Below are 20,527 nucleotides of genomic sequence, written 5' to 3'. Positions count from 1 at the left end.
CTCAGGCCGCTGCAAACAGTCTCACCAGGTCGAGGGACTAGACACCTCTCAACCTTTCAAAGGCCCGAGCGCACGCTCCGGGCCTTTTTTTTCGCCTCACGAATGCCACGACAGCCATGCCATACCGGTATCGGCACACAACTTGCTCCATAATGCCTCCCAGGCCCACGGGATGACCGAGCATGCTGCACAGCCACCTGACCACCCTCAACGCGGTTTCGCTGATCCTCAACCTGTTCCAGGAAGAAGGCTGCGAGGCGACAACGTTGCTCGCCGGCAGCGGCATAGGCCCGGCCGACCTGGGCCATAGCGATGCACGCATCACCACCCAGCAAGAGCTGCAGGTGTGCGCCAATGCCGTGGCCCGACGCGAGGAGATTGGCCTGGAACTGGGCCGGCGCATGCATGTGTCGTGCTACGGCATGCTCGGTTACGCCCTGCTCTCCAGTGCCACTTTGGGTGACGCCCTGCGCCTGGCGCTGCACTATCCGGCACTGCTGGGAACAGTCTTCAAGCTGCGCCTGGTCGACGATGGCCAGCGCGTCTGGTTCAGCGCCAGCGAATACCACGACAGCCCGGCACTCGCCGCCTTCAATGCCGAATTCTGCCTGGTGTCGTTGAAAGTGATCTGCGATGACCTGCTCGGTCGCACCCTGCCGCTGCTCGGCGCCCGCTTCGAGCACCCACGGCCGGGCTACCACAGCCTCTACACCGGCGCCTTCCAGTGCCCACTGGCTTTCGACGCCGAGGACAACGCCTTTGCCTTCGAGCGGCGCTGGCTGGACATGCCATTGCCGCTGGCCGACCCGATTACCCACAAGGCCATGAGTGAGCGCTGCCGGCGCCTGAACCTGGAGTTCACCGGGCGCCAGGCCTGGCTTGGGCGGATCCGCCAGCTGTTGCTGCAACAGCTGGACGCGGCGCCGGGCCTGGAGGGGCTGGCACGGCAGATGAACTGTTCGTCGCGGACCTTGCGCCGGCACCTGCAGGCGCTGGGTTGCAGTTATCAACAACTGCTCGATGAGCTGCGCTTCGATCAAGCCAAGCAATTGCTGGCTGACGAGCAGATGCCGATCTACCGGATCGCCGAAACCTTGGGGTTCAGCGAGACCGCGAGTTTCCGCCATGCATTCCAGCGTTGGAGCGGAGTCGCCCCCAGCCACTTCCGCGGTTGACCTGCAGTGGCCAACGAGCTTGGCCACATCGATCCCCTTTTGGCCGTTTGCGTCGTTCTCTGCCACCTGCCCGCCCGTGAAAATGGGCCCACGCCAGTACCCCCGGAGAACAACAAATGCTGACGATCTATTCCGATGATCACCGCCTGCACCATGGCCGCTGCGAGCTGATCGACGGCAAGCTGATGCCGTGCTTCGAAATGCCCTCTCGGGCCGACCACGTCCTTGAACAAGTGAAAAAGCGCAACCTCGGCGACGTCCAGGGCCCAACCGATTTCGGCCGTGCGCCGTTGCAGCGCATCCACAGCGCCGCCTACCTCGACTTCTTCCAGGGTGCCTGGGCACGCTGGGCCGCGCTGGGCCACGACGGTGACCTGCTGCCCTTCACCTGGCCGGCACGTACCCTGCGCCAGGTCAAGCCAACCGGCCTGCATGGCGAACTGGGCTACTACAGCTTCGACGCCGGCGCACCGATCACCGCCGGCACCTGGCAGGCCGCCTACAGCGCTGCGCAGGTCGCCCTGACCGCCCAGGCTGCCATCCAGCAAGGCGCTCACTCGGCCTTCGCCCTGTGCCGCCCACCAGGGCACCACGCCGCCGCAGAAGTCATGGGCGGCTATTGCTACCTGAACAATGCCGCGATTGCCGCCCAGGCTTTCCTCGACCAGGGCCGCGCCAAGGTGGCCATCCTCGATGTCGATTACCACCACGGCAACGGCACCCAGGACATCTTCTACCAGCGCAGCGACGTGTTCTTCGCCTCGATCCACGGCGACCCACAAGATGAATTCCCGTTCTTCCTCGGCTATGCCGACGAAACCGGTGAGGGCGCCGGCGAAGGTTGCAACATCAACTACCCACTACCCGCCGGCAGCGACTGGGCGGCCTGGAGCGCCGCACTGGAAGACGCCTGCCAGCGCATTGCCGCCTATGATGCCGACGTGCTGGTGATCTCCCTGGGCGTGGACACCTTCAAGGACGACCCGATCTCCCAGTTCAAGCTGGACAGCCCGGATTACCTGGAAATGGGCCAGCGCATCGCCCAGCTCGGCAAGCCAACCCTGTTCGTGATGGAAGGTGGCTACGCTGTGGAAGAAATCGGTATCAACGCGGTCAATGTGCTGGAAGGCTTCCAGCGCGCCCAACCAGGAGCCCGGTAATGGTCCGACTCAAGCGTCTGCTCGCCCCGTTCATCGCTGCCACCCTGTTCACCGGTGCCCTGCACGCTCAAGCCGAGCAGCGCACCCTGCGTGTGTATAACTGGTTCGATTACATCACCCCGCAGACCTTGAGCGACTTCCAGAAGGACAGTGGCGTCAAGCTGATCTACGACATCTTCGACACCAACGAAGCGCTCGAGGCCAAGCTGCTCACCGGCAACTCCGGCTACGACGTGGTCGTGCCGTCCAACGTGTTCCTCGCCAAGCAGATCGAAGCGGGGGTGTTCCAGCCGCTGGACCGCAGCAAGCTGCCGAACTGGCAACACCTGGATCCGGCACTGATGAAGCTGATCGAAGCCAACGATCCGGGCAACAAGTTTGCCGTGCCGTACATGTACGGCACCATTCTGATCGGCTTCAACCCGGACAAGGTCAAGGCCGTGCTCGGCGACAAGGCCCCGGTCGACAGCTGGGACCTGATCTTCAAGGAAGAGAACATCGCCAAGCTCAAGCAGTGCGGCGTGGCGCTGCTCGACTCGCCCTCGGAGATCCTGCCACTGGCCCTGCAACACCTGGGTCTGCCGCCGAACAGCGACAAGCCGGACGACTACAAGAAGGCCGAGGCGCTGTTGCTGAAGATCCGCCCGTACATCACCTATTTCCATTCCTCCAAGTACATGGCCGACATCGCCAATGGCGACATCTGCGTGGCGGTGGGCTACAGCGGCAGCTTCTCGCAGGCTGCCAACCGTGCGAAGGATGCGAAGAACGGCGTGGTGGTGGACATGCGCCTGCCCAAGGAAGGCGCACCGATCTGGTTCGACATGCTGGCGATCCCGAAGAACGCGGCCAACCCGGAAGATGCCCATGCCTTCATCAACTACCTGCTGCGGCCTGAGGTGATCGCGCCGATCAGCGACTTCGTCGGCTACCCGAACCCGAACAAGGATGCCACCGACAAGGTCAGCCCGGCGATTCGCAACAACCCGAACCTGTACCCGACGGCAGAGGCGATGACCAAGCTGTATACGCTGAAACCGTTGACGCGTGAGGCTGAACGGGCACGAACTCGGGCCTGGACCCGGATCAAGTCCGGTACCTGAGGCAAGCCAGGGGCTGCTTCGCAGTCCCATTCACGCCCTCCAGGCCTTGCGCAAACGCATCAAGGCTTCGGCGATCTGCCCTTCCGGCACCGCCGCAAACCCCAGCACCAGCCCTGCCCGCTTATCCACAGGCACCTCGCTTTCCTCCAGCCAGTAACTGCTCAGCGCGTTCACTTCGACGCCTACCGCCTCGGCCCGGGCCACCAGGTCCTGCTCGCGCGCAAAGTTATCCACATCCACCTTCACATGCAGCCCGGCCGCTACCTCCGGCATCGCACCAAGCCCCGGCACATCCGCAGGCCATCCCGCCTTGAGTACATCGCGCCGGCTCAAGGCTGCCTTGCGCATGCGCCGGATGTGCCGCTGGAAATGCCCCTGTGCCATGAACTCGGCCATCACGCACTGGGTGCCCACCTCCGAATGCCGCACCGCCAGTGCCCGGCCCTGGCTGAACGCCTGCACCAGCCGTGGCGGCAGCACCAGGTAGCCCAGGCGCAAAGCCGGAAAGGCGATCTTGCCGAAGGTACCGACGTACAGCACCCGCCCCTGGCGGTCGAGCGCCGCCAGCGGGGCCAAGGGCGCACCGCTGTAGCGGTACTCGCCGTCGTAGTCATCCTCGATGATCCAGCCGTCGTTGCGCTCGGCCCAGGCCAGCAAGGCCAAGCGCCGAGGCAGGCTCATGGTCACGCCGGTCGGGTACTGGTGCGCCGGGGTGACGTAGGCCAGCCGGCAGCCTGTCACCTGCTCCAGGCGCTGGCAATCCATGCCCTCCTCGTCCACCGCGACGCCGGTCACCTTGCCACCGGCTACAGCGAAGGTATGCCCGGCCGCCCGGTAACCTGGGTTTTCCACAGCCACCCCGTCGCCCGGCTGCAACAGCAACTGTGCACAAAGGCTGATCGCCTGCTGTGCGCCGCTGGTGATCACAATTTGTTCAGCCGTGCAGGACAGGCCGCGTGAACGCCGCAAGTAGGCGGCAATCAGCTCGCGTAGCACAGGTTCACCCGCCGGGTCGCCATAACCCAGCTGCGCCAGGGCCGGATTGCGCCAGAAACCCGCCTGCAGCTTGGCCCAGACGTCGAAAGGGAATAGATCGAATGCCGGAATCCCGACTCGGAATGCCCTCGGGGCACCGCTTTTTGGCGGCGGCAGGTGGTTATTTTTCAGACGTTCCAACGGCTCACTGGATAGTGTGTTGCTGGATAAATCCTCAGTATTTTTGACCAAAAATGTGGATAAGTCTGTTGATAAACCCCGGGATAACCCTGTGGACAGTTGTGTGGATAGTTTTGCCACTCGGCTCACATAAGTGCCGTCACCGACCCGGCTTTCGATAAAGCCCTCGGCATACAACTGGTCATAGGCACGCACCACGCTGTTACGCGACAGCGCCAGCACATTCGCCAGCTCGCGCGTGGCCGGCAACCGGGTACCGCTGCTCAGGCGGCCATCCAGCACCCGCGCACGCAAGGCCTGGTACAGCTGCTGACTGAGCCCGCGACGGCGATCGAGAACGATACCGGCAGGATCGAAAGGCAATACGAGGGGGCGTTCGCTCATGGCATTGGACCTATCAAAACAGTCATTAATGGCTCTTACCCAGAACCAATAGCCTGCCTAGGATGGAGCCATTCGACAAGGACCCTGCGCATGTACAACAGCAAACCCCACCAGGAACATGACCTTGAGCGCTTGCACCAGCACATGCTCGACACCCGCCTGGCCGTGCTGGTCAGCCACGGGGAACAGGGCCTGCTGGCCACGCACCTGCCGGTGTTGCTCGCCACCGACGAGGGAGAGTTCGGCACCGTCTACGCCCACCTGGCGCGCGCCAACCTCCAATGGCAGGCGCTGGAGCAAGGCGCCGAAGCATTGCTGGTGTTCCCAGGTGCCGACGCCTACGTCAGCCCCAGCTATTACCCGAGCAAGGCCGAAAACCCGAAAGTGGTGCCGACCTGGAACTACCTTGCCGTGCACGCTTACGGCACCGCCGAAGTGATCCACGATGCCGCAGCGCTGCTGCAGATCGTCAGCCGCCTGACTGACCGCCACGAACAGGGCCGCAGCCAACCCTGGAAAGTCGCCGACGCCCCCGCCGACTACCTCGACAGCATGCTCCGCGCCATCGTTGGCATCCGCCTGCCCATCGCCCGCCTGCAAGGCGCGCGCAAGCTCAGCCAGAACCGCTCGGCGCAGGATATCGCCGGCGTGCGCGATGGCCTGGGCGCCAGCCCGGACTACCTGGACAACCAACTTGCGGCGCACATGCGCCAACTCTGAAGGAAAAGCCCATGCCCAGCGTTACCCTGCGCCCTGTCAGCGCCCAAGACCACGCCGCCTGGCTCGCCCTGTGGCAAGCCTACCTGCGCTTCTACCAGACCGAACTCGCCGAAGCGGTCAGCCTCAGCACCTGGCAACGCCTGCTCGACCCGAACGAACCGACCCATTCGACCCTGGCCTGGGTCGATGGCAAGGCGGTGGGCATGGTCAACTTCATCTACCATCGTTCCAATTGGAGCATCGAGAACTCCTGCTACCTGCAGGACCTCTACGTCGACAGCAGCCAGCGCGGCCTGGGCATCGGCCGCCAGCTGATCGAGCACGTGTATGCCACGGCAAAGGCCGCCGGCTGCATCAAGGTGCACTGGCTGACCCATGAAACCAACGCCACCGCCATCAGCCTGTACGAGCAGGTTGCCGAGCGCCCGGGCTTCATCCAATTCCGCAAAGGGTTGTAGGCCGCACATGACTGACGCATTGAACTGGACACCTGCCGCTACGCCCAAGGCCGAGCCCATTGAAGGCCGCTTCATCCGCCTGGAGAAACTCGACCCGGCGCGCCACGGCGACGACCTCTGGACGGCCCTGCAAGGCCCGGATTCCGACCCGGTGCTGTGGGACTACCTGCCCTACGGCCCGTTCACCGAGCGCGCTGCCTTCGACCGCTGGCTGCAAGGCAACGCTGCCGGCCACGACCCGCTGTATTACACCGTGATCGACCGCGCCAACGGCCAGGCCCAGGGCATTCTCACCCTGATGTCGATCGTGCCGGACCATGGCCGTATCGAGATCGGCCACATCGCCTTCGGCGCCCCCATGCAGCGCACGCCTAAAAGCACCGAAGCCGTCTACTTGCTGGCCAAGCTTGGCTTCGAGCTGGGCAACCGTCGGCTGGAGTGGAAGTGCAACAACGCCAACGCCCGCTCCAAGCGTGCGGCAGAGCGCTTCGGCTTCGTTTTCGAGGGCGTGTTCCGCAAACACCTGGTGGTCAAGGACCACAACCGCGATACGGCGTGGTACTCGATTACCGATGATGAGTGGTCGCAGGTGGCTGCCGGGTTCGAGCGGTGGTTGAGTGAAGCGAACCAGCAGCCGAAAGGCCAGGTAGAAACGCTCGAGGCATGTCGCAAAGGCTGAAAGATTTTCTGGATTTACCGGCCTCTTCGCGGGCAAGCCCGCTCCCACAGAGATCGCGCCAAGCCTGAGGGCAGCGCTGTACCTGTGGGAGCGGGTGCCCGCGAAGAGGCCGGCAAATCCAACACAAAAAAAGGGGAGCATCCGCTCCCCAGAGGTTAACCGCTTGTAGATGAGGGCTTATCTCAGCCTTCGATCTCGATCAGGATCTCGCCCGGCGTCACGCGGTCGCCCTTGGCCACGTGGATGGCCACGACCTTGCCGGCGATGGCCGCCTGCACTTCGGTCTCCATCTTCATCGCCTCGGTGATCAGCACCGCCTGGCCGGCCTTGACCACATCGCCCTCCTTGACCAGCACATCGACGATGTTGCCCGGCATGGTGGTGCTGACGTGGCCCGGTGCACTGGCCTGCTTGCGCTTGCTGCCACCGCCGCCGACGAACTCGTTGAGCGGCTCGAACACCACTTCTTCCGGCATGCCGTCGATCGACAGGTAGAAGTGACGCTTGCCTTCGGCCTTGACGCCCACACCGGTGATGTCGACGCGGTAGGTTTCACCGTGCACGTCGATGACAAACTCGGTCGGTACGCCCTCGCCACCATGGGACGCCACAGCACCGGCTTCAGGAATCGGCAGCAGGGCCTCGGGGGTCAGGGTGCCGGCTTCGCGTTCTTCGAGGAACTTGCGGCCAATGTCCGGGAACATGGCGAAGGTCAGCACGTCTTCTTCGCAACGGGCCAGGGCACCGATGTCGCCACGCAGCTTGGCCATCTCTGGCTTGAGCAGGTCGGCCGGGCGCACGTCGATCACTTCTTCGCTGCCGATCGCCTGGCGGCGCAGCTGCTCGTTGACCACACCTGGGGCCTTGCCGTAACCGCCTTGCAGGTACAGCTTCACCTCGTTGGTGATGGTCTTGTAGCGCTCACCGGCCAGCACGTTGAAGAACGCCTGGGTACCGACGATCTGCGAGGTCGGGGTCACCAGCGGCGGGAAGCCGAGGTCTTCACGCACCCGCGGGATCTCGGCCAGCACCTCGTTCATGCGGCTCAGCGCGCCCTGCTCCTTGAGCTGGTTGGCCAGGTTGGAAATCATCCCGCCCGGCACCTGGTTGACCTGCACGCGGGTGTCCACGGCGGTGAACTCGCTCTCGAACTGGTGGTACTTCTTGCGCACGGCGTAGAAGTACAGGCCGATTTCCTGGAGCAGTTCCAGGTCCAGGCCGGTGTCGAACTCGCTGCCCTTGAGCGCGGCGACCATCGACTCGGTGCCCGGGTGGCTGGTGCCCCAGGCGAAGCTGGAGATCGCGGTGTCGATGTGGTCGGCACCGTTTTCCACGGCCTTGAGCTGGCACATCGCGGCCAGGCCGGCGGTGTCGTGGGAGTGGATGAACACCGGCAGCGACTGCTCGGCCTTCAGCGCCCGGACCAACTCGCCGGTGGCGAACGGGGTCAGCAAGCCAGCCATGTCCTTGATCGCAATCGAGTCGCAACCCATGGCTTCCATCTGCTTGGCCTGGGCAACGAAGGCGTCGATGGTGTGCACGGGGCTGACGGTGTAGGCGATGGTGCCCTGGGCGTGTTTGCCAGCAGCCTTCACCGCTTCGATGGCGACACGCAGGTTACGCACGTCGTTCATCGCGTCGAAGATACGGAACACGTCGATGCCGTTGACCGCGGCCTTGGCGACGAAGGCCTTGACCACGTCGTCGCTGTAATGGCGGTAGCCCAGCAGGTTCTGGCCGCGCAGCAGCATTTGCAGACGGGTGTTGGGCAGGGCCGCACGCAATTTGCGCAGGCGCTCCCACGGGTCTTCCTTGAGGAAGCGCACGCAGGCGTCGAAGGTGGCGCCACCCCAGACCTCCAGCGACCAGTAGCCGACCTTGTCGAGCTTGTCGCAGATCGGCAGCATGTCTTCGGTACGCATGCGGGTAGCCAGCAGGGACTGGTGGGCGTCGCGCAGGATCGTGTCGGTTACGTGAATTTTCTTGGACATTATAGGGTTCCTCACAGGCCTGCGTGGGCGGCGATGGCGGCGGCGATGGCCAGGGCCAGCTCTTCGGGTTTGCGCTTGATCGAGTAGTTGGTCAGTTCGGGGTGGCTTTCGACGAAGCTGGTATTGAACTGGCCGCTACGGAATTCCGGATTGCGCAGGATTTCCTGGTAGTACGCGGCGGTGGTCTTCACCCCTTGCACGCGCATGTCGTCCAGGGCCCGCAGGCCGCGGTCCATGGCTTCTTCCCAGGTCAACGCCCAGACCACGAGCTTCAGGCACATGGAGTCGTAGAACGGCGGAATGGTGTAGCCGGTGTAGATCGCCGTGTCGGTACGCACGCCTGGGCCGCCGGGGGCGTAGTAACGGGTGATCTTGCCGAAGCTGGGCAGGAAGTTGTTCTTCGGGTCTTCGGCGTTGATACGGAACTGCAACGCGTAGCCACGGTGCTGGATGTCTTCCTGTTTCACCGACAGCGGCAGGCCCGAAGCGATGCGGATCTGCTCACGGACGATGTCGATCCCGGTGATTTCCTCGGTGATGGTGTGTTCCACCTGCACCCGGGTGTTCATCTCCATGAAGTACACCTCGCCATCGGCGAGCAGGAACTCCACGGTACCGGCGTTCTCGTAGTTCACCGCCTTGGCCGCACGCACCGCCAGGTCGCCGATGTAGGCGCGCTGCTCGGGGGTGAGCTGTGGGCTCGGGGCGATTTCGATGAGTTTCTGGTTGCGGCGCTGGATCGAGCAATCGCGCTCGAACAGGTGCACGACGTTGCCGAAGCTGTCACCGAGGATCTGCGCCTCGATGTGCTTGGGGTTGACGATGCACTTTTCCAGGAACACTTCTGCCGAACCGAAGGCCTTGGTGGCCTCGGAAATCACCCGTGGGAAGTTCTGTTCCAGCTCTTCACGGCTGTTGCAGCGGCGGATACCACGGCCGCCACCGCCGGACGTGGCCTTGAGCATCACCGGGTAACCGATGCGGTCGCCTTCGCTCAGGGCTTCATGGATATCGGCGACGTTGCCTTCGGTGCCGGGGGTGACCGGCACACCCGCCTGGATCATGGTGCGACGCGCTTCGGTCTTGTCGCCCATGCGGCGAATGACGTCGGCGGCCGGGCCGATGAACTTGATCCCGCGCTCGGCGCAGATCTCCGCCAGCTCGGCATTTTCCGACAGGAAACCGTAACCCGGGTGCAGGGCGTCACAGCCGGTTTCCACAGCAAGGTTGACCAGCTTGCGCGGGTTCAGGTAGCCGGCCAACGGCTCGGCACCAATGCTGTAGGCCTCGTCGGCGCGCTTGACGTGCAAGGCATGACGGTCGGCATCGGAATAGATCGCGACAGAGCGAATGCCCATCTCGGCGCAGGCACGGACGATCCGAACTGCGATTTCACCCCGGTTGGCGATCAGGATTTTTTTTATCACTGGTTTCTTCCCAAAGCCCGTAGGAACAGACGATCCGGTTTTACCGGTCGGCGCGTGACCAGACGTTGCTGGCCAGTCGCACATTCACCCTAGCGCTGAAGGTCGATAAACAAAAATCAATATTTGTTAGAGGCTGTATTAGCAAAAGCTTATAGTTCAGTAACAAGGTATTGCCGAAGAGCCGATAAAAATGCGTAAGTCCTTGATGCGTATGACATTGCGTCAATTGCAGATCTTCAACGAGGTGTGCGATTTGCGCTCGTACAGCCGTGCGGCGGAGGAGATGGCACTGACGCAACCCGCCGTTAGTCTACAGATCCGTCAGCTTGAAGAGCTGATCGGCCAGCCGCTGTTCGAGTACGTCGGCAAGAAGCTCTACCTGACCGAGGCCGCCGAAGCCCTGCAGCGGGCCAGCCGCGACATCTTCGGGCGCCTGGAAAGCCTCGACATGCAGCTGTCGGACATGCAGGGTTCATTGCAAGGGCAGCTGAAACTGGCGATCGAGTCCAGTGCCAAGTACTTCGTGCCACACCTGTTCGCCGCCTTCAAGCAGCGTCACCCGGAGGTCAACCTGACCCTCACCGTGGTCAATCGGGCCCAGGCGATCCGCCGGCTTTCCGACAACCGCGACGACCTGATCATCATGTCGATGGTGCCGCAGGACATGGGCCTGGAGTTCCTGCCGTTTCTCAACAACCCGATCGTGGCGGTGGCCCCGCCGGAACACCCGCTGTGCAAGCTCGAACAGCTGCGCCTGCAGGACCTGGAGCCTCATACCCTGCTGGTCCGCGAGCAAGGTTCGGGAACGCGCAAGGCCTGCGAGGAGTACTTCAAGGACAAGCGCGTGCATTTCACCCAGACGCTGGAGGTGGCTTCAGCCGATGCCCAGCGCGAATGCGTGATCGCCGGCCTGGGGATCGCCCTGCTGACCCGCCACGCCGTGAACCTGGAGTTGGCCACGGGAGTACTGAGGGAGCTGCCGGTGGAAGAGTTGCCGCTGTACCGCAGCTGGTGCGTGGTGCAGGCCAAGGCCAAGCGGCAATCGCCGGTAGCCTTGGCCTTTCTTGCGTTCATCCGCAGCGAACGTGCGTTGATCAGCGCGCTTGTTGAGCGCTTCTCGGGGAAGCTGCCGCCGACGCCTGCCATACCGTGAGCTCTTGCAACTCGGGGTAATCCACAAGGTCACGGAGCAGTTGACGTTGGTCGCAATAGCTCTCGATCGCGCGGCGGTATTCCATGCGGCGCTGATCCTTTTCCTGCTGCTTGCGAGCCTTGGCGCTGGGTTGGTACGTACCGTCGAAGTCACGAGCCATTGCCTGTCTCCCAGTTAGGATGCGGGAGTTTCAGACTGGCCTCGGCGGTTTACGGTTTGGCTGTGGAATGGTGACAGAACCGTGAAATCTGCTTTGCCTGTGCCGGCCTCTTCGCGGGCAAGCCCGCTCCCACAGGTACTGTATGCTTCTTGAAGGCAGTGCAATTCCTGTGGGAGCGGGCTTGCCCGCGAAGAGGCCGGTACAGGCTGATCTCAGTCGTCGGTAGCCTTGATCGACTTGGGCGACAAACGCAGGCTGCGCAAGCTGCGCTTCACGCTCTTCAGGTGATTGACCAGGCTCGGCCCACGGGCCATGGCCACGCCCATGGCCAACACATCGATGACTACCAGGTGAGCGATACGCGAGGTCAGCGGGGTGTAGATCTCGGTATCTTCATGCACGTCGATCGCCAGGTTGACCGTCGACAGTTCCGCCAGCGGTGTGGCGCTCGGGCACAGGGTAATCAGGTTGGCACCGCTTTCACGCACCAGGTTGGCAGTAATCAGCAAGTCCTTGGAACGCCCCGACTGGGAAATGCACACCGCCACGTCACCCGGCTTCAACGTCACCGCCGACATGGCCTGCATGTGCGGGTCGGAGTAGGCCGCGGCGCTGAGCAGCAGGCGGAAGAACTTGTGCTGGGCGTCGGCGGCTACCGCGCCGGACGCGCCAAAGCCGTAGAACTCCACGCGTTGCGCCTGGGCCATGGCGCTCACGGCCTGTTGCAGGGCCTGCGGGTCGAGGTGCTCACGCACTTCCATCAGCGTGTGCAGGGTGGTGTCGAAAATCTTCAGGCTGTAGTCGGCAACCGAGTCGTCTTCATGAATCGCGAACTGGCCGAAACTGGCACCGGCCGCCAGGCTTTGCGCCAGCTTGAGCTTGAGATCCTGGAAGCCGGAACAACCGATCGCCCGGCAGAAACGCACGATGGTCGGTTCGCTGATGCCCACGCTGTGCGCCAGGTCGGCCATGGAGCTGTGCATCACGGCAGCCGGGTCGAGCAGCACGTGGTCGGCCACTTTGAGTTCCGATTTGCGCAGCAGGTGGCGCGATTGGGCGATATGTTGCAACAGATTCACGGGCTGGACTCGGTTATGATCGGCTGGCCGGGATGTAGCTTTCTTGTAGTTATACTACATGGACGCCAACCCGCCCAGTTAAACGAACGTGGAGAGTGGTGGTTTGACTATTCCTTGCGACATTCTGGTGTTCGGTGGCACCGGTGACTTGGCCCTGCACAAACTGCTGCCGGCGCTCTACCACCTGTATCGCGAGGCACGCCTGAACAACGCGGTGCGCATCATTGCCCTCGCCCGCCGCCACATAAGCCGTGACGACTACCTCAAGCTCGCCGAGCGCCATTGCCGGGCGCAGATCGCCCGCCACGACTTCGAAGAGGATGTGTGGCAACGCTTTTCCGCCCGCCTCGACTACTTCCCCATGGATGCCGCGCAAAGCGCCGATTTCGGCCGCCTGGCGCGCTACCTCGGCGAACCAGGAGGCCTGACCCGTATCTACTACCTGGCCACTGCGCCCAACCTCTTCGTACCGATCGCCAACCACCTGCGCATTGCCGGGCTGGCCGACAGCGAAGCGCGCATCGTGCTGGAGAAACCGATCGGCCACTCGCTGACATCCGCCACCGCCATCAACGAAGCGATCGGCGCGGTGTTCGACGAATCGCAGGTGTTTCGTATCGATCACTACCTGGGCAAGGAAACCGTGCAGAACCTGATGGCCCTGCGCTTCGCCAATGCCCTGCTGGAGCCGGTGTGGCGCAACGGCCAGGTCGACCATGTGCAGATCAGTGTCTGCGAAACCCTCGGCGTGGAAAACCGCGGCGGTTACTACGACCGCGCCGGGGCGACCCGCGACATGCTGCAGAATCACCTGCTGCAGCTACTGTGCCTGGTGGCCATGGAACCGCCGGCGCAGTTCGAGGCCGAGGCCGTGCGCGACGAGAAGGTGAAGATCCTGCGTGCCCTCAAGCCCATTACCGGGCAGGACGTGCAGGACAAGACCGTGCGCGGCCAGTATGGTGCCGGGCACATCGGCGGCCAGGAAGTGCCGGCCTACTACTTCGAGAAGGACGTCGACAACGACACCGACACCGAAACCTTCGTCGCCGTGCACGCCCACATCGACAACTGGCGCTGGGCCGGCGTGCCCTTCTACCTGCGCACCGGCAAGCGTATGGCGCGGCGCTCGTCGCAGATCGTCATCCAGTTCAAACCGGTGCCCCACGAGCTATTCAACGGCGGGCAGGTCAACCAGCTGCTGATCCAGCTGCAGCCGGAGGAGCGCATCAGCCTGCGCATGATGACCAAGAGCCCGGGCAAGGGCATGCGCCTGGAGCCGGTCGACCTGGACCTGAACCTTGCCCAGGTGTTTGGCCAGACCCGCCGCTGGGACGCCTACGAGCGCCTGCTGCTGGACATCCTGGAGGGGGATTCGACGTTGTTCATGCGCCGCGACGAAGTGGAAGCCGCCTGGGCCTGGATCGACCCGATCATCAAGGGCTGGGAAGAGCACTTCCAGGCGCCCCGCCACTATGCTGCTGGCAGCAACGGCCCGGAACAGGCCAACAGCCTGCTGGCCAGGCACGGCAGGCACTGGCATAACTGAGTGACCTTGCGCTCAATGCATCCACGGTCGGGCAAGCATCTGCCTGAATTCAGGCTCTGGGACGGGCCTGCTGATCAGGTAACCCTGGGCCTCATCACACGCGTGCTCACGCAGGAACGCCAGTTGTTCCGCCGTTTCCACCCCTTCCGCCACCACCTTCAGGCCCAGGCTCCTGGACAGGGTGATGATCGCGCGGGTAATGGCCGCATCCTGGCTGCCCTCGTGCAAGCCGCGGATGAAAGCCTGGTCGATCTTCACGAAGTCCACCGGCAACCGCTTCAGGTAGCTCAATGACGAATAGCCGGTGCCAAAATCGTCGATGGCCAGTTTCACCCCCAACGCATGCAATTGCTCGAAGGTCGAGATGATGTGCTCGACGCTGTCCAGCAACTGGCTTTCGGTAAGCTCCAGCTCCAGCAGGCGCGGTGCCAACCCACTCTCCTCAAGCACCTGACGCACCAGGCTGACCAACTTGCCCTGGCGCAACTGGTACACCGACAAGTTGACCGAAACTCGCACCTCCAGCCCTTGGCGCTGCCAATCGCGAGCCTGCCTGCAGGCTTGGCGGAGCACGAACTCACCGATAGGCGCGATCAGCCCGGTCTCTTCCGCCAGGCCGATGAACTCCCCAGGCGGCACCATGCCCCATTCTGGATGCTGCCAGCGCACCAGTGCCTCGGCGGCATGCAGGTGCCCACTGAGCAGGCACAGTTTGGGCTGGTAATAGACCATCAGTTGCTCTTCCTCGATAGCCTTGCGCAGCTGGTTCTCCAGCTGCAGGCGCTCGAGGGTGCTGGCACGCAAGCTCTCGGTATAGAACTGGAAGTTGTCGCCACCCAGATGCTTGGCATGTTGCTTGGCCATGTCTGCCTGGCTGATGAGGGCATCGGCATCGAGGGTGGCGTCGGACAGCACACTGATACCCACCGAAGCGCTGACCACCACCTCATGCCCGTCGAGCCGCTGCGGCTTGCGCAACTTGCTCAACAACCGGGTGGTGACCCGCACCAGGCTCGACAGGTTGCTGTAACCATCGAACAGGATGGCAAACTCATCGCCCGAAAGCCGCGCCACGGTATCCGCCTCTGGCACGGTGCTGACAATGCGCCGGGCAATCCTGCGAATCAGCTGATCGGCCAGTTCGTGGCCCAGGCTTTCATTGAGCAGCTTGAAGCGGTCCAGATCGACATGCAGCAGCGCGAGGCTGCGGCCGTTGCTGCGCACGCGCTGCGCGGCTTGCTGCAGGCGCAGCCGGAACAGCGAGCGGTTGGCCAGTCCGCTCAATTCGTCGTAGTGCACCAGGTAGCGCAGGCGCTCCTCGGAGGCCCGGCGCGCCGACAGGTCGGTGAAGAAGCCGACCACCTGGCTCACGTGGCCCTGGGGGTCGCGCACAGCCGTCAGCTGCAACCGTTGCGGATGCAGCTCGCCATGCTTGCGCGCCTCGACCAGCTCAGCCTGCCAGCCGCCTTGCTGCGCCAGCGCCGACTCGATGGCCTGGCTGTGCCGGCGCGCATCGCTGTGGCACGGCAGTTCGAACCAATCGCGTGCAAGCAGCTCGGCGCGGTTGTAGCCGGTCATCTGGCAGTAGGCCTGATTCACTGCAAGCACCACGAATTCGGCGCTCAGGATCACCACACCTTCATTGCAGGCTTCGAACACCGTGGCAGCCAGGCGCTGCTGTTCTTCGAGCACCTTCTGCGCAGAAATCCGTTGCAGGTCCTGGTTCAACGCCTGGTTGTGGAAACGCCGCAGCAGGCTGCGGTCGAGTAGCCGGTTGACCTGCCAGGCCACCACCACCAGCGCCGCCAGCAGGATCAGGCCAAGCCAGCCCCAGCCGCGCTGCTGCCCCGCCTCGAAGTAGAACAGGAACAGGATCGGCGGCAACAGGCAGGGCAAGGCAAAGCTGAGAAAGGCCGGCAGGCTGACGGCATAGGCGATGCTCGCACTCAAGGTGGCCATCCCCAGCAAGCCGAACACCCAGGCCTGCTGCACGAAGTTGTCTTCCGGCACCAGGGCGATCGCGGCGCAGGCCAAGGTCAAACCACTGAATGCCGAACCGAACAGGAACATGCGGCGCCAGCCGGGGTTGGCCTGGCGTTGCGCCGAGGCGGCGTCGAACGCCGCAACCTGGATCACCCGAAGGGCCACCAGCGCCAGCAGCCATACCAGCCACACGCCCACCAGCAGATAACGCCCAGGGTTCCACAACAGCCAGGCGCACAGCAGGCCGTTGAGCAGCATGAACAATGTGGGTAGCAGGGAGCCTTGATACAGCAGGCGCGTTCGCTCGACGGAGAGCTGAGTGGCGAACTGCCTGCGCACATTCCTTGTCATCTCCAGCGATACTCCGATCGCCGTGCAGTCCTGGGTCATAGCGCGGGTTCTTGTAGAGTTCTTGTTATGGTTGGCACTCAACGAGCTGCGATCTTACACAAACGGCAGACCTGGCCAAACTGCTGTGGGTCATCTTTCACCACGTCACGCCGGTGCAGACACTGGTATAGCTGAAATGTTGCCGGATCCCATCAGCAACCCTGGAAAGCGAAAGTGGCGCTGCGTCCATCGGCGCAACTCTCGATTACCAAGGAGTTCATCATGAACACGATCGAAAACCTGATTGCCTACAACACCGATGCACCCGGCGAGCCGACCTACTTCGAAGTGCAAGGAACCGTGACGGTTGCCCACCCTGGCATCGAGCCGGTTCTGGTAGAACCCAAGGTACGCCACCGCGGGGGCTGGGAAGTACTCGAGCTGCAACTGGTGGAGAAAGAAGGCATTGCCTTGCAGGTGGTTACCCAGAAGGATGTGTTCTTCAGGCGCGAAGGCGGTACCTCGTGGAAGTCGCTGGAGGTCATCGAGCCTGCGGGGTCGCAGAAGGTTGAAATCGGCTACCGCAAGGCAATCGCCTGAGCCTGGCGCGAGTCAGCCTGATCGCAGCCATGCGGCGGTCAGGCAACTGCCGGCGCCAGAACCCGATGAGCGACAGCTCAAGAGGTGAATATTTATACAGTGGACGTTTGCCCGTTGACCGGCCTGCCCCTAGAATGGCCGGATGCACACAGATGACCTCTCCCTCCTGCTGAATTCCCTCAACGATGCCCAACGCCAGGCCGTCGCGGCCACGCTTGGGCGTCAACTGGTGCTTGCCGGCGCCGGTTCCGGTAAAACCCGCGTGCTGGTGCACCGCATCGCCTGGCTGATCCAGGTCGAGCAGGCCTCGCCGCACTCGATCCTGTCGGTGACCTTCACCAACAAGGCTGCCGCCGAAATGCGCCAGCGGATCGAGCAATTGCTGGGCATCAACCCGGCCGGCATGTGGGTAGGCACCTTCCACGGCCTGGCGCACCGCCTGCTGCGGGCGCACTGGCAGGAAGCACGGCTGGTGCAGAACTTCCAGATCCTCGACAGCGATGATCAGCAACGGCTGGTCAAGCGTGTGATGCGCGAGCTCGGCCTGGACGAGCAGAAATGGCCGGCGCGTCAGGCCCAGTGGTTCATCAATGGGCAAAAGGACGAGGGCCTGCGTCCGCAACATATCCAGGCCGGCGGCGACCTGTTCCTGCAGACCATGCGCGATGTCTACAGCGCCTACGAACAGGCCTGCGAACGCGCCGGGGTCATCGACTTCTCCGAATTGCTGCTGCGCGCCCTCGACCTGTGGCGCGACCACCCTGGCCTGCTGGAGCACTACCAGCGGCGCTTCCGTCACCTGCTGGTGGACGAGTTCCAGGACACCAACGCCGTGCAGTACGCCTGGCTGCGCCTGCTGGCAGGCAAGAACGGTGGCAGCCTGATGGCCGTGGGCGACGACGACCAGTCCATCTACGGCTGGCGCGGCGCCAAGATCGAGAACATTCACCAGTACACTGCCGACTTCCCTGATGCCGAGATGATCCGTCTGGAGCAGAACTACCGCTCCACCGGCGGCATCCTCAAGGCCGCCAACGCCCTGATCGCCAACAACAGCGGGCGCCTGGGCAAGGAACTGTGGACCGACATGGGTGAAGGCGAGCCGCTGACGCTGTACGCCGCCTACAACGAACACGATGAAGCGCGCTACGTGGTCGAGACCATCGAGAGTCTGATCAAGCAAGGCAACGCACGCAGCGACATCGCCATCCTGTATCGCTCCAACGCCCAGTCGCGGGTGTTGGAAGAAGCCCTGTTGCGCGAGCGCATCCCCTACCGCATCTACGGTGGCCAGCGCTTCTTCGAACGCGCCGAAATCAAGAATGCCATGGCCTACCTGCGCCTGATCGAAGGCCGCGGCAACGATGCGGCGCTGGAGCGGGTGATCAACGTGCCGCCACGCGGTATTGGCGAGAAAACCGTCGAAGCCATTCGCGAGCATGCCCGCCACAGCCAGCTGTCGATGTGGGAAGCCATGTGCCAGCTGCTGGCCGCCAAGGCGCTCAAAGGCCGCGCGGCCTCCGCCCTGGGTGCCTTCATCGAGTTGATCGAGGGCCTGGCCAGCAAGGTCGCCGACATGCCGCTGCACACCATGACCCAGACGGCCATCGAGCAGTCCGGCCTGATCATCTATCACCAGGAAGAAAAGGGTGAAAAGGGCCAGGCACGGGTAGAAAACCTTGAGGAACTGGTCAGCGCCGCGCGCAACTTCGAAACCAGCGAAGACGACGCCGACCTGTCGCCGCTGTCGGCCTTCCTTGGCCATGCCTCGCTGGAGGCTGGCGATGCCCAGGCGGACGAGCACGAAGACAGCATCCAGCTGATGACCCTGCACAGCGCCAAGGGCCTGGAATTCCCCTACGTGTTCCTGGTGGGCATGGAAGAAGGCCTGTTCCCGCACAAGATGAGCCTGGAAGAACCCGGCCGCCTGGAAGAGGAGCGCCGCCTGGCCTACGTGGGCATCACCCGCGCCATGCGCCAGCTGATCATGACCTATGCCGAGACTCGCCGTCTTTATGGCAGCGAGACTTACAACAAGGTGTCTCGTTTCGTACGAGAGATTCCGAGCGGCCTGGTTCAGGAAGTGCGCCTTTCCAACAGCGTCAGCCGACCGTTCGGCGGTTCGACGAGCACGAGCAGCAACCTGTTCGCCAATGCCAATATCCCGCAGACCGCCTTCAACCTCGGCCAGCGCGTGCAGCACGCGGTGTTTGGCGAAGGGGTGATCCTCAACTTCGAGGGCTCCGGTGCCCAGGCGCGGGTGCAGGTGAACTTTGCCGAAGGCAGCAAATGGCTCATGCTGGGGTACGCCAAGCTCGAGGCCATCTAAAGCCTCGAAACATTCAGGCAAAAGCTGGAAACATCTTGTCGCTGGCCATGTGCACAGGAACCTGTGCACCATGGCGCGCGTGCAATCCACAACAGGGGAAATCCCATTTATGCAACGTTTTCTTAGCATCGCACTGGCGCTCTGCGTCGGCCTGACGCTGAGCCTGGACGCCAACGCCAAGCGCTTTGGCGGCGGCAAGAGCTCGGGCGCTGCGCCTATCCACCAGACCCGCCAGGCTACGCCAACCACGCCAGCCGCCGCGCCGACCGCTCCTGGCCGCGCCCCGGCCGCCGCCAGCGGTGCTTCGCGCTGGCTGGGCCCACTGGCCGGCCTCGCCGCCGGTGGCCTGCTGGCGTCCATGTTCATGGGTGACGGCTTCCAGGGCATGCAGATCATGGACTTCCTGATCATCGGCCTGATCGCCTTCCTGGTGTTCCGCTTCATTGCCGCACGCCGTCGCCAGCAGCAGCCGCAAATGGCCGCTCCGGGCCACGCGCCGTTCCAGCGTGAAGCGCATGGCCAGCAGCCCGCTCAACCGTCGATCTTCGGTGGTTCGGCTGCCCCTGCTGCCGCAGCCGCGCCAGTGATCAACGCACCGGCCTGGTTCAACGAGCAGAGCTTCCTGGCCGCGGCCCGCAGCCACTTCCAGTCGCTGCAGCAGCACTGGGATGCCAACGAAATGGACAAGATCGCCGAGTTCGTCACCCCGCAGATGCTCGAGTTCCTCAAGCGCGAGCGTGCCGACCTGGGTGATGGCTTCCAGTCCACCTACATCGATGACCTCGATGTGCAACTGGACGGTGTCGACGATCGCGCCGACCGTACCGACGCCACCCTGACCTTCCGTGGCGTGTCGAAGACCTCGCGCTTCGACCAGGGCGAAGCCTTCAGCGAAAGCTGGCACATGGTTCGCGCCCAGGGCGAGAACCAGCCTTGGCTGGTCGCCGGTATCCGTCAAAACGGTTAACCGTCGCACGTTGCACAAAAAACCCCGGGCCTGCCCCGGGGTTTTTGCTTTTGCCAGAGTGGGCTACTAGGGTATAACGCGCAGCGTTGTCATCAAGGTCAGAGGAT

17 protein-coding genes are annotated in these 20,527 nt (G+C 63.3%); 11 read left to right on the top strand and 6 right to left on the bottom strand.

Annotated elements, in window-relative coordinates; all coding sequences use genetic code 11:
* The first annotated feature begins 182 nt into the window (after positions 1 to 182).
* From CAF78_RS17405 to CAF78_RS17395, 3 genes are all read left to right on the top strand, one after another.
* Complete coding sequence (locus CAF78_RS17405; RefSeq protein WP_085676515.1) at positions 183 to 1,175, top strand: AraC family transcriptional regulator; 993 nt, start codon at positions 183 to 185, stop codon at positions 1,173 to 1,175.
* Positions 1,176 to 1,291: 116 nt separating this feature from the next.
* Positions 1,292 to 2,335, top strand: coding sequence for a histone deacetylase family protein (locus CAF78_RS17400; RefSeq protein WP_085676516.1), 1,044 nt, complete (start codon positions 1,292 to 1,294; stop codon positions 2,333 to 2,335).
* Positions 2,335 to 3,438: a polyamine ABC transporter substrate-binding protein gene (locus tag CAF78_RS17395; RefSeq protein ID WP_085676517.1), complete on the top strand. Its 1,104-nt coding sequence runs from the start codon at positions 2,335 to 2,337 to the stop codon at positions 3,436 to 3,438. Before CAF78_RS17400 ends, CAF78_RS17395 begins: the two co-directional genes overlap by 1 nt.
* A gap of 30 nt (positions 3,439 to 3,468) precedes the next feature.
* Here CAF78_RS17395 and CAF78_RS17390 read toward each other — a convergent pair whose 3' ends face one another.
* Positions 3,469 to 4,998: a PLP-dependent aminotransferase family protein gene (locus CAF78_RS17390; protein ID WP_085676518.1), complete on the bottom strand. Its 1,530-nt coding sequence runs from the start codon at positions 4,996 to 4,998 to the stop codon at positions 3,469 to 3,471.
* A 90-nt stretch (positions 4,999 to 5,088) separates the two neighbouring features.
* Here CAF78_RS17390 and CAF78_RS17385 point away from each other — a divergent pair, with 90 nt between their 5' ends.
* The 3 genes from CAF78_RS17385 to CAF78_RS17375 are packed head-to-tail and all read left to right on the top strand — an operon-like array spanning position 5,089 to position 6,855.
* Positions 5,089 to 5,718, top strand: a complete 630-nt coding sequence (locus tag CAF78_RS17385) for an FMN-binding negative transcriptional regulator (protein WP_085676519.1) — start codon at positions 5,089 to 5,091, stop codon at positions 5,716 to 5,718.
* Positions 5,719 to 5,729: 11 nt separating this feature from the next.
* Entirely contained in the window at positions 5,730 to 6,176 is a 447-nt protein-coding gene (locus CAF78_RS17380; protein WP_085676520.1) for a GNAT family N-acetyltransferase, read from the top strand.
* A 7-nt stretch (positions 6,177 to 6,183) separates the two neighbouring features.
* Positions 6,184 to 6,855: a GNAT family N-acetyltransferase gene (locus CAF78_RS17375; protein ID WP_085676521.1), complete on the top strand. Its 672-nt coding sequence runs from the start codon at positions 6,184 to 6,186 to the stop codon at positions 6,853 to 6,855.
* A gap of 182 nt (positions 6,856 to 7,037) precedes the next feature.
* Here CAF78_RS17375 and oadA read toward each other — a convergent pair whose 3' ends face one another.
* Both oadA and CAF78_RS17365 read right to left on the bottom strand, forming a co-directional pair.
* On the bottom strand, positions 7,038 to 8,846 hold the full coding sequence (gene oadA, locus CAF78_RS17370) for a sodium-extruding oxaloacetate decarboxylase subunit alpha (protein ID WP_085676522.1): 1,809 nt from the start codon (positions 8,844 to 8,846) through the stop codon (positions 7,038 to 7,040).
* Positions 8,847 to 8,857: 11 nt separating this feature from the next.
* The gene (locus tag CAF78_RS17365; protein WP_054884776.1) at positions 8,858 to 10,273 is read right to left on the bottom strand and encodes an acetyl-CoA carboxylase biotin carboxylase subunit; all 1,416 of its coding nucleotides are present in this window, start codon (positions 10,271 to 10,273) and stop codon (positions 8,858 to 8,860) included.
* Between the two features lie 205 nt (positions 10,274 to 10,478).
* Between CAF78_RS17365 and CAF78_RS17360 the strand changes: the two genes are divergently transcribed.
* Positions 10,479 to 11,426 carry a LysR family transcriptional regulator gene (locus tag CAF78_RS17360; RefSeq protein ID WP_176247328.1) on the top strand — a complete coding sequence of 316 codons (948 nt, stop codon included), beginning with the start codon at positions 10,479 to 10,481 and terminating at the stop codon, positions 11,424 to 11,426.
* Here the strand turns inward: CAF78_RS17360 and CAF78_RS28770 are convergent.
* Positions 11,368 to 11,586, bottom strand: coding sequence for a PA3496 family putative envelope integrity protein (locus CAF78_RS28770; RefSeq protein ID WP_085676524.1), 219 nt, complete (start codon positions 11,584 to 11,586; stop codon positions 11,368 to 11,370). The two genes, CAF78_RS17360 and CAF78_RS28770, sit on opposite strands and share 59 nt — an antisense overlap.
* A gap of 212 nt (positions 11,587 to 11,798) precedes the next feature.
* Positions 11,799 to 12,665, bottom strand: a complete 867-nt coding sequence (hexR, locus tag CAF78_RS17350) for a transcriptional regulator HexR (RefSeq protein ID WP_027917078.1) — start codon at positions 12,663 to 12,665, stop codon at positions 11,799 to 11,801.
* Between the two features lie 103 nt (positions 12,666 to 12,768).
* Between hexR and zwf the strand changes: the two genes are divergently transcribed.
* Positions 12,769 to 14,211, top strand: a complete 1,443-nt coding sequence (zwf, locus tag CAF78_RS17345) for a glucose-6-phosphate dehydrogenase (RefSeq protein ID WP_085676525.1) — start codon at positions 12,769 to 12,771, stop codon at positions 14,209 to 14,211.
* 12 nt (positions 14,212 to 14,223) lie between these two features.
* Here zwf and CAF78_RS17340 read toward each other — a convergent pair whose 3' ends face one another.
* Positions 14,224 to 16,452 carry a putative bifunctional diguanylate cyclase/phosphodiesterase gene (locus tag CAF78_RS17340; RefSeq protein WP_371856910.1) on the bottom strand — a complete coding sequence of 743 codons (2,229 nt, stop codon included), beginning with the start codon at positions 16,450 to 16,452 and terminating at the stop codon, positions 14,224 to 14,226.
* Between the two features lie 354 nt (positions 16,453 to 16,806).
* Between CAF78_RS17340 and CAF78_RS17335 the strand changes: the two genes are divergently transcribed.
* The 3 genes from CAF78_RS17335 to CAF78_RS17325 all read left to right on the top strand — a co-directional run bounded on the left by CAF78_RS17335 (position 16,807) and on the right by CAF78_RS17325 (position 20,420).
* Positions 16,807 to 17,124 (top strand): hypothetical protein, encoded by a 318-nt coding sequence (locus CAF78_RS17335; protein ID WP_085676527.1) that lies wholly within the window; start codon positions 16,807 to 16,809, stop codon positions 17,122 to 17,124.
* A 142-nt stretch (positions 17,125 to 17,266) separates the two neighbouring features.
* Positions 17,267 to 19,453: a DNA helicase II gene (gene uvrD, locus CAF78_RS17330; RefSeq protein ID WP_085676528.1), complete on the top strand. Its 2,187-nt coding sequence runs from the start codon at positions 17,267 to 17,269 to the stop codon at positions 19,451 to 19,453.
* A gap of 109 nt (positions 19,454 to 19,562) precedes the next feature.
* The gene (locus CAF78_RS17325) at positions 19,563 to 20,420 is read left to right on the top strand and encodes a Tim44 domain-containing protein (protein ID WP_085676529.1); all 858 of its coding nucleotides are present in this window, start codon (positions 19,563 to 19,565) and stop codon (positions 20,418 to 20,420) included.
* The last annotated feature ends 107 nt before the right edge of the window (positions 20,421 to 20,527 follow it).

The sequence above is a fragment of the Pseudomonas sp. R28(2017) genome, from assembly GCF_002112505.1.
Taxonomy (GTDB): Bacteria; Pseudomonadota; Gammaproteobacteria; order Pseudomonadales; family Pseudomonadaceae; genus Aquipseudomonas.
Note: the sequence above shows the minus strand (reverse complement) of the source record. Positions and strands in the feature narration are given on the sequence as shown.

Coding starts and splice junctions, on each gene's coding strand:
- CAF78_RS17395 (WP_085676517.1), top strand. CDS start 2,335: ATGGTCCGACTCAAGCGTCTGCTCGCCCCGTTCATCGCTGCCACCCTG.
- oadA (WP_085676522.1), bottom strand. CDS start 8,846: ATGTCCAAGAAAATTCACGTAACCGACACGATCCTGCGCGACGCCCAC.
- CAF78_RS17385 (WP_085676519.1), top strand. CDS start 5,089: ATGTACAACAGCAAACCCCACCAGGAACATGACCTTGAGCGCTTGCAC.
- CAF78_RS17390 (WP_085676518.1), bottom strand. CDS start 4,998: ATGAGCGAACGCCCCCTCGTATTGCCTTTCGATCCTGCCGGTATCGTT.
- CAF78_RS17405 (WP_085676515.1), top strand. CDS start 183: ATGCTGCACAGCCACCTGACCACCCTCAACGCGGTTTCGCTGATCCTC.
- CAF78_RS17380 (WP_085676520.1), top strand. CDS start 5,730: ATGCCCAGCGTTACCCTGCGCCCTGTCAGCGCCCAAGACCACGCCGCC.
- CAF78_RS17400 (WP_085676516.1), top strand. CDS start 1,292: ATGCTGACGATCTATTCCGATGATCACCGCCTGCACCATGGCCGCTGC.
- CAF78_RS17340 (WP_371856910.1), bottom strand. CDS start 16,452: ATGCTGCTCAACGGCCTGCTGTGCGCCTGGCTGTTGTGGAACCCTGGG.
- CAF78_RS17360 (WP_176247328.1), top strand. CDS start 10,479: ATGCGTATGACATTGCGTCAATTGCAGATCTTCAACGAGGTGTGCGAT.
- uvrD (WP_085676528.1), top strand. CDS start 17,267: ATGCACACAGATGACCTCTCCCTCCTGCTGAATTCCCTCAACGATGCC.
- CAF78_RS17375 (WP_085676521.1), top strand. CDS start 6,184: ATGACTGACGCATTGAACTGGACACCTGCCGCTACGCCCAAGGCCGAG.
- CAF78_RS17325 (WP_085676529.1), top strand. CDS start 19,563: ATGCAACGTTTTCTTAGCATCGCACTGGCGCTCTGCGTCGGCCTGACG.
- CAF78_RS28770 (WP_085676524.1), bottom strand. CDS start 11,586: ATGGCTCGTGACTTCGACGGTACGTACCAACCCAGCGCCAAGGCTCGC.
- CAF78_RS17335 (WP_085676527.1), top strand. CDS start 16,807: ATGAACACGATCGAAAACCTGATTGCCTACAACACCGATGCACCCGGC.